The sequence below is a fragment of the Acidocella sp. MX-AZ03 genome (genome assembly GCF_027626035.1).
Taxonomy (GTDB): Bacteria; Pseudomonadota; Alphaproteobacteria; order Acetobacterales; family Acetobacteraceae; genus Acidocella; species Acidocella facilis.
Genome location: NZ_CP110774.1, coordinates 500,491 through 517,535, shown reverse-complemented (window position 1 = coordinate 517,535; position 17,045 = coordinate 500,491). Strand labels below are relative to the sequence as shown.

Below are 17,045 nucleotides of genomic sequence, written 5' to 3'. Positions count from 1 at the left end.
CCGATCAACCCAACCCCACCTGGTCGAGCCTGTCCTCCGGCACCGCCATGGTTGCGGCCCGCGCGGTCCAGACCAGCAGGCAGCGCACGGGGCGTCCAGGGTGGATCTGGCGCAGCACAGCGCGATAGGCGGCGAGCTGGGCGAGATATTTTTCCGGGATTCCGGATGGGTCCGAGGGGGGATTTCTGTCGGTCTTATAGTCGGCGATGAGGATCTCCTCCGGGCCGATGAAAACCCGGTCCGCGATGCCCGCCACTTCCCGCCCGCCAACGACGCCCGCCAGCTCCATTTCCGCCACCGAACCAGGGCCGAATAGCGGCGCCAGCGCCGGCTCATGCAGAATTTTCAGGACGGAGGCGCAAATTTCCGCCGCCTCCGGGGCCAATTCCGGCTGCGCCGTGAGATAGGCCAAAGCCGCCGCCTCCCGTGCCGGCACCGCCACGCCGGGCAGATGCTGCAGCAACGCATGCACCGCCACCCCGCGCGCCATGGCGGCGGCGCGGCGTGAGGCCGGGCTTTGCGGCCCGGCCAGCGGGCTGATGGCGAGGGCAGCGCGCGAGGTTTCATCCGCCACCCGGCTGGGGACGATTCGCTGCGGGCCTGGCGCTTCCTTCGGCGCGGGGGCGGCCTGCCAGTCCGGCGCGCGCCCTGCCCAGGCGGGCAGCGACGCCTGCAACTTGCTGCGCATCTGCGAGGCGCCATCCGGTGCTGCGGTCTGCGGGCAGTCATGCAGCAGCACGCCGTCCTCATCGCGCGCCTCCAGCCGTTCAAAGCCCTGCCTCACCGCCTCGTACCAGCACTCCGCCGGCAATGCCCGCCGCCCGGCAGCCCCGCAGATCAGCAATTCATCCTCGGCCCGGGTCAGCGCCACATAGAGCAGGCGGTTATATTCATCGAGCTGGGCACGGCGCAGCGCCGCCTGCTTATTGGCCAGCACCGCCGGGCGCAGCGCCGCGCGCGGGCAGAGCACCGGCAGCCGGTAGGCTGCCTGTGGCACATCCAGCCAGAACAAACTGCCCTCGGCCTGCGGCAGGCCGGTGGTGTCGGGCATGATCACGATCGGCGCCTGCAAGCCCTTGGCGCCATGCACGGTCATGATCCGCACCTCGTCGCTCCCGGCCTCGGATTCGCGCTTGATCGCGGTTTCGCTCGCCCGCAGCGCCTGCACGAACAACTGCAGACTGCCCGGCTCGGCGATGGAGAATTGCAGCGCCTCGGCCAGGAACTCATCCAGCGGCTCCGCCGCCTCGGCGCCGAAGCGCGCCAGCAGCCGCGCCCGCCCGCCCAGCGCCCCCAGCGCCTCAGAAAGCAGCGCGAAGGGCGTGTCAAAATCCGCGCGGGCGCGCAGCGCCTCGAAATAGGCTTTCGGCGCCTGCCACTCCGCGCGCTCATCGGCCCGGGCATAGAGCGCGCCCAAGAGCGAGCCGGGGCGGCCCAGCGCCAGCTCCATCAGGCTGTCATCGGACAGGCCGCCCAAAGGCGAGACCAGGAATTGCGCGAAGGCGAGATCATCCTCGGGCAGCAGCAGCGCGTCGCACAAAGCCAGCATGTCGGCCACCGCCGGCTGCTGCGGCAGCACCATCCGGTCCAGCCCCGCCACCTCGATGCCGCGCGCCTTCAGCTCCGAGGTCACGGCGCCGACAATCGCCCCGCGCGAGCGCACCAGAATCAGAAAATCCCCAGGCCGCGCCAGCCGGTCTTTCGCCGGCAGAGGCTGGGTCAGCCGCATCTCGATATAGGACGCCAATTGCCGCGCCAGCGCCGCGACAGCGGATTCAGCGCTCTGATACTCATCCAGCACCTGCCAGTCCGGCGCCGCCTGCGCCTCTTCGGCGACACTCAGCGGCCAGAGCGCCACCTCGCCGGCCTGGCCCAGCCTGGCCACGCCATGGCGCAGCCGCTCACCCGGCGCCACCACGCCCTGCCGGGCAAAGCCCTCGGCAAACACGGCATCGGTCAGTTCCAGCACCGGCGCGGTGGAGCGGAAGGAGACCGAGAGCGCCCCATCCAGCCAGCCCTGCCCCGCCTGCTGCGCCGCCTGCCGGAATTTTCCCCGGTTGGCATCGAAGCTTTTCAGATCCGCGCCCTGGAAGGAGAAGATCGACTGCTTCGGGTCCCCCACCGCGAAAATGCTGCGCCGCGCCTCCCGCGCGCCTTCACCGGCGAAAAACTCGGCGGCGATGGCGTTGGCGATGTCCCATTGCGCCGGGGCGGTATCCTGCACCTCGTCCAGCAGCAGATGCTCGATGCCGCCATCCAGCTTGTACAGCACCCAGGCCGCACCAGGATCAATCAGCAGCTCCGAGGTCTGCGCGATGAGATCGCCATAGGACAGCTCAGAGGCCAGACGCTTTCCCGCCCGCTCCGCCAGACCCACCGGGGCGAGAATATCGAGCAGCGCTTCATTGATGCGCAGCAGCCGGATCAGCTTCAGCCGGTCCAGCAAACCCAGCACACGCTCGGCCTCTCTCTGGAATTCGGCCTTGATCCGCTCTTCCTCGGCGGCGAGCTTTTTGCCGCAAAACCCTTTCAGCGTGCGTGGCTCACCGGCGGTGGTAAGGCAGATGCCAGCCCAGACCTCACGCGTCGCGATGCGCTCAGGCCGCGGCAAAGCCAGCCAATCCAGCCCCGGCCAGGCCCATTTCTGGCCGCTGGCATTGCCGCGTGAGGCCACATCGTTGAGGGCGTCGCGCAGCACGCTTTCCCGCGGCGGCGAAACCAGGGCCGTCAGCAGCGCATCTTCATCCTCATCCTGCGCGCCCAGCGCCGCCTGCAGCAGCGCCGCGCGTGCCGGGGCCGACGCGTCCAGAAACGCCTTTTCCGCCCCCTGCACGAATTTGCCGCTGAGATCGGCAAAGCGCAGCTCGTCGATCTCCGCCGCCAGCACCTCCACCGCCGCCCGCGCCGCGGGGCTGGCCAGCACCTGCTCGCGCGCCTCGCGCAGCCGCAAGCCCGCCGCCTCGTCATCCGCGACGGTGAAATGCGGCGAGAGCCGCGCCTCCAGCGGGAAGCGCCGCAATAGCGATTGGCAAAAGGCGTGGATCGTCTCGATCCGCATTCCCCCTGGCAGATCCAACACTTCCGCGAACAGCCGCCGGGCGCGGGCGAGTGTGGCCGCATCCGCCGCCACATCCAGCGCCTGCAGCGCGGCGCGCAGTTTCTCCTGCGGCAGCGCCACCCATTCGCCCAAGCGGCGATTGAGCCGGATGCGCATCTCCGCCGCCGCCGCCTTGGTGTAGGTGAGGCAGAGAATGCGCTCCGGCGGCGTGCCCGCCAGCATCAGCCGCAACAGCCGGTCGGTCAGCAGCTTGGTCTTGCCGCTGCCGGCGGAGGCGGCGACGAAAGCGGAAATCGCCGGGTTGGAGGCGCGCAGCTGCTCCTGGTTGGCCTGCTCAATCGCCCCCATTCTCATCCTCCCCGCCCCATTCGGCGCGGCGCGACAGGCCGGCATAATCATCGAACCGGTTTTCCCGCTCCGGATGCGGGGCGGCGAGAAAGGCCGTGTCCGGGTCCGCGAATTTCGCCAACAGAGCGGGCAGCTCACCGGCCCGCTCGACCACCTCGCGCAGCGCCTCAGGCGTTTTCAGCACGGCACTCTGCGCCCCGGCCGCCGCGCGGCCGGAGAGTGCGACATAAAGCAGCTCCACCGCCTCACCCTCAAATTCCGGACCAAAGCCGCCGCGCCGCGCCATCGCCGCCTCCAGCGGCAGCTGCGGGGCGATGCCGGCTTTCACCTGCTTCTCGGAGGGCACATTGCCGGTCTTGTAGTCGATGATCCTGATCCCGCCTTGCGCATCGCGCTCGATCCGGTCGGCGCGGCCCTTCAGCGTGAAGCCGCCCGGCATCCGCCATTCGCCCGGCAGCTCCAGCGCCTGCGCGGCGGGCGGGCCATGTTCGGCGAGGCGGGCGCGCTCCTCCGCCACCAGCCATTCGGCGATCCGCCCCAGCCGCGCCCCCCACCATTGCGCCAGCGCGGCGCGCGGGCGTTGCTGGCGCATCGCCACCTCCAGCGCATGGCGCAGCCGCAGCGGGGCATCCGGCGCGGTGATGTCGCCAGCTTTGAAAAACGCCGCCAGACCTGCATGCACCACATCGCCGAACTGGCTGGCATCGCTCTCCTCATCCAGCGCTTCCAACGGGGCGAGCTTCAGAATCTTGCGGGAATAGATCGCGTAAGGATCGACCATCAGCGTCGCGATATCGGAGATGGAATAGGTCTTTGGCCGGGCATGGGCGGGCGGGCGCGGCTGCGGCTTCGCCCGGCGGATGCGCTCCACCGGCAGATCGAGCTGCCCGGCCCACAGCCCGGCCTCATGCGCGGGCAGGCTCTGCCCCTGCCCGGCCAGCATCGCGGCCAGACGGGTCAGCCAGCGCGCCGGCACCGCCGGAGCGCGCTCACGCCGGTTGGGCGCGGCCAGCACCACCTGCTTGCACGCACAAGCCAAAGAGAAAAACCCATGCGCCGCCTGGCCGATCTTACGTTCCGGGCTGGGCAGCCCGGCGGCGCGGCGCATCGGCCGGGAGAGCCAGGGGCCGGGCTCTTCCGGCGATGGCCATACACCCTCCACCAGCCCGCCCAGCACCGCCACATCCACGCTTTGCAACGCCGCCTCCTGGATGCCCCAGATGGCGATGCGCGGATGCCCGTCCTTCGCCCGGGGCTTGCGCACGCTCTGCCCGGCGATCAGCGCGTCAAGCAGCTCCGGCAGATCGGCCGGGTCCATCTCCGGCATCTCCGCCAGCGCCACCAGACTCTCGGAGAGCAGGGAGGAGAGCGCATTGCCGGCCTCGCCCAGCCAGAGCCGGGCCGGGCCGGGCTCCTCCGGCGTCGCCGCCAGCGCCTCCCCGGCCTCGATCAAGGCGGTGAGCGCTGCCACCGGCGAAACCGCCACCGGCAGCGCCAGAGGGGCCAGCAACGCTTCCAGCCGGGTGAGGAAATCCCGCTCCGCCTGATGCTCGTCCTTCAGCCGGAAGCGCAACCCCTCCAGCCCCGGCGGCGGGCGCGGGCCGCGCAGGGCCTGGCGCTCCAGCTTGCGGGCCATGCTGCGGAACGCCAGCGGGGCGATGCCGCCGGTGGCGAGCGGATGTTTCAGCAGCGCCAGGAGCGGCAGCGGCGCGTAGCCCTCCCGCGCGGCGCGGGCGAGCAGGCGCAGATACACCGCCGGCGGGGTGGCGGAGAGCGGCTCCCCAGCGCTGTCATCGGCGGTGATGCCAAAGCGCTTCAGCGCCGCCCCCACCCGCGCCGCCAGCGCCCGGTCCGGGGTGATCAACGCCGCGCTCTGGCCCTGGATCTGCAAGGCCTCGCGCAGGATCATCGCAATCGCCACCGCATTCTGCGCCTCATCCCCGGTCTCCAGCCGGGAGAGCCCGGCCAGATCCAGCGTTGCCGGCTCCTGCCAGGCGGAGAGCGCGGCGGCGGGCAGCAAGGCGCGCGAGAGCAGCGCCCCGCGCCCGCCTGGCATTGCCCCCGGCAGTGCCTCAACCTCCTCCACCCGCGCCCCGATATCGGCCAGCAGCCGGGCGATGCCGCCCTGGGCGTGCGAATCTTCCACCCCCTCCCAGGCAGCGGGTGCCAGATGCGGATCGAACCCCGGCAGGATCAACCGCCCCTGCGGCAGCTTCGCCACCATCTCGGCCATGCGGGCGATGGCGGGCGTGCCTTCCGCCGCGACCATCCAGACCGGCCCGGCCGGCGGGTTTTCGCCCCAGGCCTTCGCCTGCGCCTCGATCAGCAACGCCAGACGCTTCGCCGGGTTCATCACCCCCTCGGCCTCCAGAATGGCCGGCCAGGCATGGGTGACGATGGTGAGGAATTCCAGCGTCTTCTGCCAATGTTCCGCGAATTCCGCCGGGGCCAGCCCGGGCAGGGCGGCGGCGAGATCCACCCCGGCATGGTCGGCCTCATCCAGCAGCGTCGCGAATTCCGCCGCCAGCGCCCAGGCGGCGGGGAGTTTCTGCGGCGCCCCGCTCTCCTGCGGCTTCTGCAGAATCAGCCGCGCCAGCAGCGCCTGCCGCCGCGCGGGGGCGATGGCGGGGGCAGCGAAAACCCAGCCGAAAGCAGCAGCCCCGCCTCATCGATATTGCCCAGCGCGACGATGCGCGGCAGCAGCAGCGCCTTGCCCGCATTGGCCTCCAGAAACGCCGCCCCCAGCGCCTGCGCCGCGCGCCGGCTGGGCAGGATGATCAGCCCCTCATGCGCGCCGCCTTCCGCCAGCCAGAGCCGGGCCAGAGACGGCAGAAACGCGGCCTCCGGCGCAAAGGCGCCGATCCGCAAGCTCACGTGGAATTACCCACTTCCCGCGCCGCCAGCAGCTCCTCGGCGCGGAGTATATCTTCCGGCGTGGTCATATGCAGCCAGACCCCGTCATGCACGATGGCATTCAGCCGCCCCGCCGCCAGCGCCTCGTCCCAGAGCCGGTTCATCGAAAACCGCTCGACCTTGTCGCTGTGCAGCAGCGCCGTGGTGGCGATCTGGATGCCGGAATAGAGATAAGGTGCCACCTCCCGCTCCTCGCGCCGGCGCAGCCCGGCCTCACGGTCCCAGACGAAATCGCCAAAGCGGGTCTCGGCGATGGTCCCGGCCGAGCGGGCCAGCAACAGCATCGCATCCTCCCGCCTGGGATCGAACGCGGCGGCCAGACGCGGCAGCGCCGCCGAAGGGCCGTCCACCCAATAGGAATCGCCATTGAGAATATAGAAGGGCGCATCCGGCAGCAGCGCTTCGGCGGCCATCGCCGCCAGCGCCCCGCCGGTCTCCAGCAGGCTCTCCTCGCGCCGCACGATCACCCCCTCATAGCGATCGAAAAACGCCTCGATCTGCTCGGCCAGATGAAACGCGTTCACGATCACCTTGCGCACCCCGGCATCGCGCAGCCGGGCCATGGTGTGGGCAAGGATCGGCTGCCCGGCGAGGTTCAGCAGCGGCTTCGGGATGGAATCGCTGAGCGGGCGCATCCGCTCGCCCAGCCCCGCACATAAAATCACGGCCGTATCAGGTCGCATCGAAACCTCTCACATCCCCTGCAATCTCAACCATCCGCCCGTCGCCATCCAGCGAAAACCGCAGGTGCCAGGCGCCGGGCGGGGTCAGCTCACCCAGCCGCTCCGGCCATTCCACCAGAGCGATGCCCTCCAGCGCCTCGTCCCAGCCCAGCTCCTCAAGCCCCCCGGACCATCCAGCCGCCAGAGATCATAATGCCAGATCTGGGTGCCGTCCGGGGCGTCGTATGTTTGCACCAGCGTGAAGGTTGGGCTGGGCACGGTCAGCCGCGCATCCCCAGCCGGGCGCGGATGAAGGCGCGCGCGAAGCTGGATTTGCCCGCCCCCAGCGGGCCTTCCAGCAGCAGCACGTCCCCGGCGCGCGCGACCGCGGCCAGCTTCTCCCCCAGGCTCTGCGTCTCCGACTCGTCCTTCAGCTTCAGGCGCATAAGAGACCGTTTCAAAAGTCACTCTGGTGAGTCGTCAAGTGGTGGGTTTCGAGCACCGGCGCGCAGCGTACATTAAGTACGTGAGCACCGGCGCGCAGAAACACGCCGCTTGCCGGCCGCCAGAGTGGCTTTGGAAATGGTCTCTGCATTGTTTTGCCGGGACCGGCTTGATTGGAAAAGGGGCCGGGGCAAAGCAGAGCGCATGGAACGGATTTCTGCCGATGTGGCGATCATAGGCGCTGGCCCGGCCGGCATGTTCGCGGTGTTCGAATGCGGGATGTTGAAAATGTCCTGCGTGCTGATCGACGCGCTGGACGAGCTGGGCGGCCAATGCGTCGCCCTCTACCCGGAAAAGCCGATCTACGACATTCCCGCCCATCCCGGCATCGAGGGCGGCGCGCTGATCGCCAAGCTGGAAGAGCAGATCGCGCCATTCAACTGCGCGAAGCTGCTGGGAAGGCAGGTGACCGGCCTCTCCGGGGCGGCGGGGGATTTCACCCTGGCCACCAGCGCCGGCGATGAGGTGAAGGCCAAAGCCGTGATCCTGGCCGCCGGCGCCGGCGCCTTCGGCCCCAACCGCCCGCCGCTGGACGGGCTGGAGGCGTATGAGGCCAGCGGGGCCGTGCGCTATTATGTGAAGAAGCGCGAGGATTTGCGCGGCAAGCGCGTGGTCATCGCCGGCGGCGGCGACTCGGCGGTGGATTGGGCGCTGGCCCTGCAAGGCATCGCCGCCAGCATCGCCGTGGTGCATCGCCGCCCGAAATTCCGCGCCGCCCCGGAGAGCACCGCCCAGCTCGATGCGCTGGCCACTGAAGGCAAGGTCGAGATGGTGATCCCCTACCAGCTCCACGCGTTGCACGGCGCGGGCGGCGCGCTGGAGGCGGTGGAAGTCGCCGACCTGGACGGCGCCACCAAGCATCTGCCCGCCGACGTGCTGCTGCCCTTCTTCGGGCTGGCGATGGAGCTGGGGCCGATCAATGACTGGGGCCTGGGTCTGGAAAAAAGCCATGTCGCGGTGACGCCCTACAACATGCAAACCTCCCTGCCCGGCGTGTTCGCGGTGGGCGATATCTGCACCTATCCCGGCAAGCTGAAGCTGATCCTGCAAGGCTTCGCCGAAGGGGCAATGGCGGCGCATGCGATCTACCCGATCGTGAACCCAGACACGGCTTTGCATTTCGAATACTCCACCACCAAAGGCGTGCCGGGTTGATCGCAGCCGGGCGCAGCCTGCTGCATGCGCGCCCGCTCCTGGTTTGCTGTCTATTGGCCCTGGCCCTGCGCTTGCCTCTGGCGATCTGGGGCCAGAATTTCATCTCGCCCGATGAAATCGCGCAATATCTCGGCGAGGCGCATCGGCTGGTCTATGGCCAGGGGCCGGTACCCTGGGAATATCAGGTCGGCTTGCGCTCCTGGCTGCTGCCGGGCCTGCTCGCCGGGCCGATGGAAATGGCGAAGCTGGCCGGGCTTTCGCCTTATGCGGGCGTAGTGCTGGTGCGCGTGCTGCTCTGCTTCGCCTCGCTCAGCCTGGTCTGGAGCGGCTTCGTCTGGGGGCGGATGGCGCAGGGCTTACGCGGCGGGTTGATCGCCGGGGGCTGGCCGCCCTCTGGCCGGATCTCTGGCTGATGGCCCCGCACCCGCTGGAAGAGGTGCTGGCCGCCTATTGCCTGGTCCCCGCCGCCTGCCTCGCCTGCCTGCCCGCACCACGTCTCATCTGCTCATCGCGGGTTTTTTGCTCGGGCTGAGCTTCGCCTTGCGCGAACCGCTCGCCCCGGCCATCGCCATCATCGGCATCGCGCTATGCGGCCAAAGCTTGAACGGTTGGGTACTTGGGCTGGGGGCGGCTTCGCTTCCCGTGTTTCTGGTCGGCGGGCTGGACTGGCTGAGCTGGGGCCAGCCTTTCCGCTCCTTCTGGCTCAATATCGCGCTCAACCTCGCCCTGGGGCGCAGCGCCAGTGGCTTATTCACCCCATCGCCACCGCTGCTCTACATTGCCGGGCTGGGGCTGGACTGGCTGTGGGCGCTGCCGCTGCTGCTCTGGCTGGCCTGGCGCGGGCCCGGCTCGCCCCCGCCGCGGGCCTGGCGGCGGTGGCACTGATCCTGGAACATAGCCTGATCTCCCATAAGGAGTTCCGCTACATCTTCCCGGCCATCGCCCTGCTGGTGCCGCTGGCTGGCATCGGCCTGGCGGGGCTGCGGCGCGGATATATTTCCCTGTTCATCGCCACCCTGCTTCTAAGCGGCCCGCTGCTCAGCCCCTTCTTCGGCCAATCCCTCAGTGCCGAACGCCACGCCTTCGCGCTTTATGAGGCCCTCGCCGCACGCCATCCCCGGCTGATCGCGGTGGAATATGCCGACACGCATTTCATGCCGCTGGCGCCGCTCTTCGCCGCCACCGCCTTCACCGACGCGCAAGGCGCGGCGCAGGCCGATGCCATCGTCACCGCCGCAAGCTCAACCCGTGTACCCTCCGGCTTCACCCGCTTGCTTTGCGTCACGCGCGACCCTGGCGCTGCCGGACCAACCAATCCGCGTATCTGCGCCTGGACCCGCACCGAGACCACGCTGCCCGTCTCTGGCGATGTACCACCCTTGCAGCTCGCTTTCCCCGCCGCCGCCCAGCCCTTCCGGATCCGGCCGCCATGAGATCACGCCTCGCCGCCCATCCGCTCGGCTGCGTCCTGGCCCTGGCGCTGGCGCTGCGCTTGCCTCTGGCGATCTGGGGCCAGGATATCGTCGCCCCGGACGAGATCATCCAATATTTCGGCCAGGCGCATCGGCTGGTCTATGGGCACGGGCCGGTGCCTTGGGAATTCCAGGTGGGCATGCGCTCCTGGCTGCTTCCCGGCCTGCTGGCGGGGCCGATCTGGCTGGTGAAAGCCCTCGGCGGCGCCCCCATCACCGGGCTCATCCTCGACAAGATCCTGCTCTGCCTCGCCTCGCTCAGCCTGGTCGGCTGCGCCTATGGCTGGGGCCGGATGTTCCATGGCGCGCGCGGCGGCTGGATCGCCGGCGGCCTCGCCGCCCTCTGGCCGGATCTCTGGCTGATGGCGCCGCACCCGCTGGAGGAATCGCTGAGCGCCTACGCGCTGGTGCCGGCCTGTTATTTCGCCACCCGCGCCCGCCAGAGCGAGGCGCGCGCGCACAGTCTCGCCGCCGGCGCGCTGCTGGGCTTGAGCTTCGTGCTGCGCGAACAGCTCGCCCCGGCGATCGCGCTGATCGGGCTGATGCTGTGCGGGCGCAGCCCCCGGCGCTGGGCGTTGGCGCTCGCCGCCGCTGGCCTGCCGGTGCTTCTCGCCGGGGGCTGGATTGGCTCACCTGGGGCCAGCCTTTCCGCTCCTTCTGGCTCAACATCTATCTCAACGCCGTGCTCGGCGTCGCTTCCGGGAGTTTCGGCGGCGAGCCGGTCAGCTTCTATGCGCTGCATCTGCTGGAGGATTGGCTCTGGGCCATCATCCCCATCGCCTGGCTGGCCCGGCGCGGGGCGCGCCGGCTGCCGATGCTGGCTCTGGCGGCGATGGTGATCCTGGTCGAACATAATCTGCTCGGCCATAAGGAATTGCGCTTCATCTTCCCGGCCATCGCGCTGATCGTGCCACTGGTGGGCGTCGGACTGGCGGAGCGGCCGCTGTCCCGGAAGCTGGTGCTGGCGCTGCTCTCCGGCCTGCTGCTCTCGCCGGTGACCGCCTACGCGCTGCTGGAAGATAGCAGCGCCACCAGCCTCTACAGCGCCCTCGCGGCGCGGCATCCCTGCCTGGTCGCGGTCGGCATCGTCAACAGCCATTTCGTGCCGATGACGCCGCTCTTCACCAGCACCGATTTCACAAGCATGCAGGAGGCGGCCCGCGCCGATGCGATCATAGCCCCTGAGGACACCCCCATCCCGCCCGGCTTCACCCGCGATCGCTGCGTTGTACGCGACCGTTTCTTTCCCGGCAAACACCCGCTGATGATCTGCGCCTGGACCCGCGGCCAAGGCTGGTGCGGCCAGGCCGGCCCGGCCCCGCCGCCGCCAGGCTTCGTCTATCCGCCCGCCGCGCGTGGGTTTATCATCACGGGGCGTTAACCAGGATCGCCCATAGCCCATATCCGAAATGCCATCGGCACGTATATGCCGCGCCGCAACACAAGGCTATAAGGCCGCCATCCAGAAAACAGGAGCCAAGACATGACCGCAACCGGTTCGACCACCCCGAAGACCAAAGTCACAGCTTTGCCGGGGGACGGCATCGGCCCCGAGGTCATGGACGCCACCATCCGCATCCTGGAGGCCGCCAACGCCCCGATCGAATGGGACTTCGCCGAGGCCGGCGCCAAGGCGTTCGAGCGCGGCGTGGTCACCGGCGTGCCGCGTGAAACGCTGGACTCCATCGGCGCCAACAAGCTGGCGCTGAAATCCCCGCTGGAAACCCCCATCGGCTATGGCGGCAAATCCGCCAACGTGACGATGCGCAAATATTTCGAGCTCTACGCCAATATCCGCCCGGTGCGCGAGCTGCCCGGCATCCAGACCCCGTTCTCCGGCCGCGGCATCGACATGGTGATCGTGCGTGAAAACGTCGAGGACGTTTACGCCGGCATCGAGCATATGCAGACCAGCACCGTCGCCCAGTGCCTGAAGCTGATGACCGCCGCCGGCTGCGAGCGCATCATCCGCGCCGCCTACGGCGTGGCGCTGTCCGAAGAGCGCAAGGAAGTCACCGTCGCCCACAAGGCCAACATCATGAAGCTCACCGAGGGCATGATGAAGCGCATGGGCGAGAAGGTGGCGCGCGAATATCCCGGCATCAAGGCCAGCCAGGTGATCATCGATAACTGCGCCCACCAGCTGGTCATCCGCCCGGAGACTTACGACGTCATCGTCACCTCCAACATGAATGGCGACATCATCTCGGACCTCGCGGCCGGTCTGGTCGGCGGTCTGGGCATCGCCCCTTCCTCCAATCTCGGCGACCAGGTGGCGATGTTCGAAGCCGTGCACGGCTCCGCCCCGGACATCGCCGGCAAGGACATGGCGAACCCGACCGCCCTGCTCTCCGCCTCTATCATGCTGCTGCGCCATATCGGCGCCTTCGATGTCGCCGAGAAAGTCGAGCAGGCCTTGTTCGTCACCCTGGCCGAGGGCCGCAACCTCACCGGGGACCTCGCCCCGCGCGGCCACGGCGTCGGCACCAAGGCCTATACGGATCAGGTCATCGCCAATCTCGGCCGCACCTCCGCGATGAAGTCCCGCACCTACAAGAAGCTGGAACTCACCGCCTGGCCGAAGCTGACCGCGCATATGGAGCCCTCCACCCGCGAGCTGGTCGGCATCGACGTGTTCCTGGAAACCGACCAGGACGCCGAGACGCTGGGCAAGACGCTGGAGCAGATTTCCGAATACAGCCCCTTCACCCTCACCGGCATTTCCAACCGTGGCGTCACCGTCTATCCGCCGACGGGCGGCCAGACCTTCCTGGTCGACCATTTCGCCGCCCGCTTCATGCTGAAGCACCCGATCTCGCTGGCCGGCAATACCGGCGAGGGCCAGCCGGAGATCTCCTATCTGGTGCAGCGCATCGGCGCGAAATTCTCCTGGATGCATATCGAGAAGCTGCAGCGTTTTGACGGCAAGGACGCGTTTGAGCGCCCGCAGGGCGAGGGCTAAAAGTTTTTTGGGTGCCGCCTTTTTTTCAAAAATGGCGGCAAAAACGTCTGGGGCGGTGGCAACGCCAGTGCCCTCCCCGAACGCTGTGGGGACTTTTTGAAAAAAGTCCCCACAACCCCAAAAACTTTTGAAAATTTAAAAAAGAGATTCAAAAAAGGACCACCAAGACAAAAGGCCGGACGCCCCTCAGGGCGATCCGGCCTTTTGTCACTCAATCCGATTTTTTCAGATCAGCTGCGTCGTCAGCAGATCTTCCATATCGCTGGTATGGGCTTCCTCATCCGCCATGATCTCATTGAGGAGCGCCTGGGTCTTCGGATCATGCCCGGCGAAATGCCCGGACAGCTCCCGGTACAGCTCGATCACGCATTGCTCGGCGGCCAGATTCTCCGCGAACAGACGCGGCAGGCAGCCCTTGGCGGCTTCCGGCGCCATGTGGCGCGTCGCCAGCCCGGCGGCGTAGTAATCCGGCTTGCCGCCCAGCTCGGTGATCCTCGCCGCCAGCCGCGTCATATGGTCGCGCTCATCCGCCGCCTGGGCCGCGCATTCGGTGGCCACCCACTCATTCTCCAGCCCGTCGGCGGAAATCGCGATCAAGCTGTAGCGCAGCACGCAGGCGATCTCGGCCGACATCGCCGCCTGCAACAGCCCCACCGGCTCCGCCCCGCTGGCCATCATCGCCTGCGCGGTGGCGCGCAAACGCTGAACGTCGGCAAGAAAATGGTTATCTCCGGTCGCCTGCTCGTACATGCGCTACCCTTTTCGCACGATAATTGAGAATAATTCTCAATTCATACTTTATACGTAAACCCTGCCCTCCGCCCGATCAAGCAGGATCGATGCCCTGGCGCGCCGAATTCATGTCCGGCCTGTCTTCACGACATGATTTTTTACCCCGCGCCGCCGGCTCGGCCCTGTTTAACTGCCGCCCGGCTGCGCTAGAAGAGAGGCATGAACGACCACACCCCAACAGCCTGCGCGCCTGGCCCGACGCACGCGGCCGCTTCGGCGAATTTGGCGGCCGCTATGTCGCCGAAACCCTGATGCCGCTGATCCTGGAACTGGAGAGCGCCTACCGCGCCTCAAAATCCGACCCGGAATTCCAGAAAGAGCTGGATTACTACCTGACGCATTATGTGGGGCGGCCGAGCCCGCTCTGGCATGCGCAGCGTTTGAGCGCGCATCTGGGCGGTGCGAAAATCTATTTCAAGCGCGAAGAGCTGAACCATACCGGCGCGCACAAGATCAATAATTGCGTCGGCCAGATTCTGCTGGCCAGGCGCATGGGCAAGACCCGCATCATCGCCGAAACCGGGGCCGGCCAGCACGGTGTCGCCACCGCCACGGTCTGCGCCCTGTTCGGCCTGCCCTGCACGGTTTACATGGGCGCCACCGACGTCGAGCGCCAGCAGCCCAACGTGTTCCGCATGAAGCTGCTGGGCGCCGAGGTGGTGCCGGTGAAATCCGGCGCCGGCACGCTGAAGGACGCGATGAACGATGCGCTGCGCGACTGGGTCGCGAATGTGCACGACACTTTCTACATCATCGGCACCGCCGCCGGCCCGCACCCCTACCCGGAGCTGGTGCGCGACTTCCAGACCATCATCGGCACCGAGGCCCGCGAGCAGCTGATGCAGGCCGAAGGCCGCCTGCCGGATATCGCCATCGCCTCGGTCGGCGGCGGCTCGAATGCCATCGGCCTGTTCCATACCTTCCTGGACGAGCCCAATGTGCGCCTCATCGGCGTCGAGGCCGCCGGCAAGGGCATGCATAGCCACGAGCACGCCGCCAGCCTGAATATGGGCCGCCCCGGCGTGCTGCACGGCAACCGCACCTATCTGCTGCAGGATGATGACGGGCAGATCCAGGAGGCCCACTCCATCTCCGCCGGGTTGGATTATCCGGGCATCGGCCCGGAACATAGCTGGCTGCACGACATCAAGCGCGTCGAATATGTCGGCATCACCGATAGCGAGGCGCTGGACGCCTTCCAGCTCTGCGCCCGCACCGAGGGCATCATCCCCGCCCTCGAATGCGCCCACGCTTTGGCCCATATCTCCAAGATCGCCCCGGAGATGGGCAAGGAGCAGATCATCCTGCTCAACCTTTCCGGCCGTGGGGATAAGGATATCTTCACCGTCGCCAAACATCTGGGAACAAGCCTATGAGCCGCATCGCCGGTGTATTCGCGGGTCTGCGCAAAGAAGGCCGCGGCGCCCTGATCCCCTTCGTCGAGGCGTTCGACCCTGACCGCGCGACCAGCCTGGCGCTGCTCCAGGGCATGGCCGCCAATGGCGCGGACATCATCGAGATCGGCATGCCCTTCACCGACCCGATGGCCGATGGCCCGACCATCCAGGCCGCCGGGCTGCGCGGGCTGAAGGCCGGGGCGACGCTGAGAGGCGTGCTGGGCCTGGTGCGCGAGTTCCGCGCCACCGATAGCTACACCCCGCTGGTGCTGATGGGCTATCTCAACCCCATCCTCTCCTACGGCGTGCCGCAATTCTGCGTCGATGCCGCGCAGGCCGGGGTGGACGGGCTGATCATCGTCGATCTGCCGCCCGAGGAAGCCGACCTGATCCTGGACGATGCCAAGGCCAACGCGCTGGATATCATCCGCCTGATCGCCCCCACCACCTCCGATGCGCGGCTGAAGCAGGTGCTCGAAGGCTCGTCGGGCTTTGTCTATTACGTCTCGATCACCGGCATCACCGGCACCCGCACCGCCTCGGCCGCGGATCTGGCGCGCGATATCCCCCGCCTGCGCGCCGCCACCGACCTGCCGATCGCGGTGGGCTTTGGCGTGCGCACGCCCGAGCAGGCCGCCACCGTGGTGGCGCATGCGGATGCCGCGATCGTCGCCTCGGCGCTGATCGACACGCTGTGCAAGGAGAGCAAGGAGGCCGTGCTGCGCGATGTGCGGGCCCTGGCCGACGGTGTTCGGGGCGTGCGCAAACAGGCGGCGTAGAGCGAGATGGGTTTACACCCGCTCGCTCTCTTTATGTTCTGACGCGCGATATGGGCTTAGACTGACGCGCCAGCGTCAAGATAAACACATGAAATTGCTTGTTAAAACATAACTTAGAGCCTCACGCAAAAAGCGTGAGGCTCTAAACATATATCGCTCTGTGTCAGGCTTTTGTCACCCGGAAAAGGGCTGAAGCCTTCCTCGCGCGCTTATTGCGCCGGCCCGGGATAAGGCGGCGGGGGCGGGTTGGGCGGCGGCTGGTTCAGGTCATAGGGCTGGCCGTTCGGGCCACCGCCCCCGCCATACATCACGCAGCCAGACAGCCCGGCCAGCACCAATAGTGGCAACAGCATTTTGCGCATGGTTCCTCTCCCAGAGCAGCACCCCGTTAGAGCAATATGTGTTTAGGTTGACGCGCCAGCGTCAAGATAAACACATGAAATTGCTCGCTAAAACAAAACCTAGAGCATCAAGCTAAAAGCTTGATACTCTAGTGATTGGTCAAGCCAAAGAAAGAATTCCCGTGGGCGCCGCCGCCTTGCGGCCCGCCGCCATGATCCCCGCCCGGGCCGCCGCCACCGGGTCCACCGCCATGCCCGGGGCCGCCGCCGTGATCACCGCCATGATCGCCACCCGGACCGCCCGGCGGGCCTCCGGGCCGACCGCCAGGGCCGCCATGCCCATCGCCATCCTGGCCGCCACCATGCCAGCCGCCCGGCGGAGGACGCCCATCCGGCCCGCCATGCCAGCCACCATCATGGTCGCGATCGCCGCCATGCCAGCCGCCATCATGATCGCCGCCGCCGATGAAGACGCCGCCGCCGGACACATAACCGGGCTGGCCGTAATAATAGCCACCCGGTTGGTAATAGCCGCCGGACGAATAATAACCGCCATCCGGACGGCCGTACCCATAACCGCCAGGACTCTCGACGCAGCCTGTAAGGGATGCCAGCGACCCGGCCACCAGAAAGGGAACAAGAATGCGTTTCATGACGCTTAT

Annotated in this window: 15 protein-coding genes and 2 pseudogenes; 9 read left to right on the top strand and 8 right to left on the bottom strand. The window is 67.7% G+C overall.

Going from position 1 to position 17,045, the window contains the following annotated elements; translation table 11 throughout:
- Nucleotides 1-4: 4 nt before the first annotated feature.
- From addA to tsaE, 5 genes and pseudogenes are all read right to left on the bottom strand, one after another.
- The gene (gene addA / locus GT370_RS02935) at nt 5-3,406 is read right to left on the bottom strand and encodes a double-strand break repair helicase AddA (RefSeq protein ID WP_270183867.1); all 3,402 of its coding nucleotides are present in this window, start codon (nt 3,404-3,406) and stop codon (nt 5-7) included.
- Nucleotides 3,393-5,987: a double-strand break repair protein AddB gene (gene addB / locus GT370_RS02930; RefSeq protein WP_270184346.1), complete on the bottom strand. Its 2,595-nt coding sequence runs from the start codon at nt 5,985-5,987 to the stop codon at nt 3,393-3,395. Before addB ends, addA begins: the two co-directional genes overlap by 14 nt.
- Nucleotides 5,988-5,989: 2 nt before the next feature.
- Complete coding sequence (locus GT370_RS02925) at nt 5,990-6,280, bottom strand: hypothetical protein (protein WP_270183866.1); 291 nt, start codon at nt 6,278-6,280, stop codon at nt 5,990-5,992.
- Nucleotides 6,277-7,002 (bottom strand): nucleotidyltransferase family protein, encoded by a 726-nt coding sequence (locus GT370_RS02920; RefSeq protein WP_039884763.1) that lies wholly within the window; start codon nt 7,000-7,002, stop codon nt 6,277-6,279. The genes GT370_RS02925 and GT370_RS02920 overlap by 4 nt, the downstream gene beginning before the upstream one ends.
- A pseudogene (gene tsaE, locus GT370_RS02915) lies at nt 6,992-7,427 on the bottom strand (tRNA (adenosine(37)-N6)-threonylcarbamoyltransferase complex ATPase subunit type 1 TsaE). Before tsaE ends, GT370_RS02920 begins: the two are co-directional and overlap by 11 nt.
- A 202-nt stretch (nt 7,428-7,629) precedes the next feature.
- Between tsaE and GT370_RS02910 the strand changes: the two are divergent.
- The 7 genes and pseudogenes from GT370_RS02910 to GT370_RS02880 all read left to right on the top strand — a co-directional run bounded on the left by GT370_RS02910 (nt 7,630) and on the right by GT370_RS02880 (nt 13,074).
- Complete coding sequence (locus GT370_RS02910) at nt 7,630-8,640, top strand: NAD(P)/FAD-dependent oxidoreductase (protein WP_008493303.1); 1,011 nt, start codon at nt 7,630-7,632, stop codon at nt 8,638-8,640.
- Nucleotides 8,637-9,053 carry a hypothetical protein gene (locus GT370_RS02905; protein ID WP_270183865.1) on the top strand — a complete coding sequence of 139 codons (417 nt, stop codon included), beginning with the start codon at nt 8,637-8,639 and terminating at the stop codon, nt 9,051-9,053. Before GT370_RS02910 ends, GT370_RS02905 begins: the two co-directional genes overlap by 4 nt.
- A gap of 106 nt (nt 9,054-9,159) precedes the next feature.
- Nucleotides 9,160-9,525, top strand: coding sequence for a hypothetical protein (locus GT370_RS02900; RefSeq protein WP_270183864.1), 366 nt, complete (start codon nt 9,160-9,162; stop codon nt 9,523-9,525).
- Nucleotides 9,516-10,073: a hypothetical protein gene (locus GT370_RS02895; RefSeq protein WP_270183863.1), complete on the top strand. Its 558-nt coding sequence runs from the start codon at nt 9,516-9,518 to the stop codon at nt 10,071-10,073. The genes GT370_RS02900 and GT370_RS02895 overlap by 10 nt, the downstream gene beginning before the upstream one ends.
- Nucleotides 10,070-10,618, top strand: a pseudogene (locus GT370_RS02890) (mannosyltransferase); the annotation flags it as partial. The gene GT370_RS02895 and the pseudogene GT370_RS02890, both read left to right, overlap by 4 nt.
- Nucleotides 10,619-10,659: 41 nt before the next feature.
- The gene (locus tag GT370_RS02885) at nt 10,660-11,493 is read left to right on the top strand and encodes a hypothetical protein (protein WP_270183862.1); all 834 of its coding nucleotides are present in this window, start codon (nt 10,660-10,662) and stop codon (nt 11,491-11,493) included.
- 102 nt (nt 11,494-11,595) lie between these two features.
- Nucleotides 11,596-13,074, top strand: coding sequence for an NADP-dependent isocitrate dehydrogenase (locus tag GT370_RS02880; RefSeq protein ID WP_008493307.1), 1,479 nt, complete (start codon nt 11,596-11,598; stop codon nt 13,072-13,074).
- A gap of 225 nt (nt 13,075-13,299) precedes the next feature.
- On the opposite strand, the gene GT370_RS02875 is transcribed toward GT370_RS02880, so the two are convergent.
- On the bottom strand, nt 13,300-13,824 hold the full coding sequence (locus tag GT370_RS02875; protein WP_008493308.1) for a ferritin-like domain-containing protein: 525 nt from the start codon (nt 13,822-13,824) through the stop codon (nt 13,300-13,302).
- Between the two features lie 89 nt (nt 13,825-13,913).
- On the opposite strand from GT370_RS02875, the gene trpB reads away from it, so the two are divergent.
- Together trpB and trpA are read left to right on the top strand one after the other, a co-directional pair.
- Nucleotides 13,914-15,242 carry a tryptophan synthase subunit beta gene (trpB, locus tag GT370_RS02870; RefSeq protein WP_270183861.1) on the top strand — a complete coding sequence of 443 codons (1,329 nt, stop codon included), beginning with the start codon at nt 13,914-13,916 and terminating at the stop codon, nt 15,240-15,242.
- On the top strand, nt 15,239-16,042 hold the full coding sequence (gene trpA / locus GT370_RS02865) for a tryptophan synthase subunit alpha (RefSeq protein WP_008493310.1): 804 nt from the start codon (nt 15,239-15,241) through the stop codon (nt 16,040-16,042). Before trpB ends, trpA begins: the two co-directional genes overlap by 4 nt.
- 209 nt (nt 16,043-16,251) lie before the next feature.
- Here the strand turns inward: trpA and GT370_RS02860 are convergent, their stop codons facing one another.
- A complete protein-coding gene (locus GT370_RS02860) occupies nt 16,252-16,404 on the bottom strand; it encodes a lipoprotein (RefSeq protein WP_008493312.1) in 153 nt (50 codons plus the stop codon).
- 139 nt (nt 16,405-16,543) lie between these two features.
- Entirely contained in the window at nt 16,544-16,939 is a 396-nt protein-coding gene (locus tag GT370_RS02855) for a hypothetical protein (RefSeq protein WP_270183860.1), read from the bottom strand.
- Between the last annotated feature and the right edge of the window lie 106 nt (nt 16,940-17,045).

Bases quoted from the DNA above. Each gene is read 5' to 3' on its own strand.
- addA (WP_270183867.1), bottom strand. From the start codon at position 3,406: ATGGGGGCGATTGAGCAGGCCAACCAGGAGCAGCTGCGCGCCTCCAAC.
- GT370_RS02920 (WP_039884763.1), bottom strand. From the start codon at position 7,002: ATGCGACCTGATACGGCCGTGATTTTATGTGCGGGGCTGGGCGAGCGG.
- GT370_RS02910 (WP_008493303.1), top strand. From the start codon at position 7,630: ATGGAACGGATTTCTGCCGATGTGGCGATCATAGGCGCTGGCCCGGCC.
- GT370_RS02880 (WP_008493307.1), top strand. From the start codon at position 11,596: ATGACCGCAACCGGTTCGACCACCCCGAAGACCAAAGTCACAGCTTTG.
- GT370_RS02875 (WP_008493308.1), bottom strand. From the start codon at position 13,824: ATGTACGAGCAGGCGACCGGAGATAACCATTTTCTTGCCGACGTTCAG.
- trpB (WP_270183861.1), top strand. From the start codon at position 13,914: ATGCCCTGGCGCGCCGAATTCATGTCCGGCCTGTCTTCACGACATGAT.
- trpA (WP_008493310.1), top strand. From the start codon at position 15,239: ATGAGCCGCATCGCCGGTGTATTCGCGGGTCTGCGCAAAGAAGGCCGC.
- GT370_RS02860 (WP_008493312.1), bottom strand. From the start codon at position 16,404: ATGCGCAAAATGCTGTTGCCACTATTGGTGCTGGCCGGGCTGTCTGGC.
- GT370_RS02855 (WP_270183860.1), bottom strand. From the start codon at position 16,939: ATGGCGGTTATTATTCGTCCGGCGGCTATTACCAACCGGGTGGCTATT.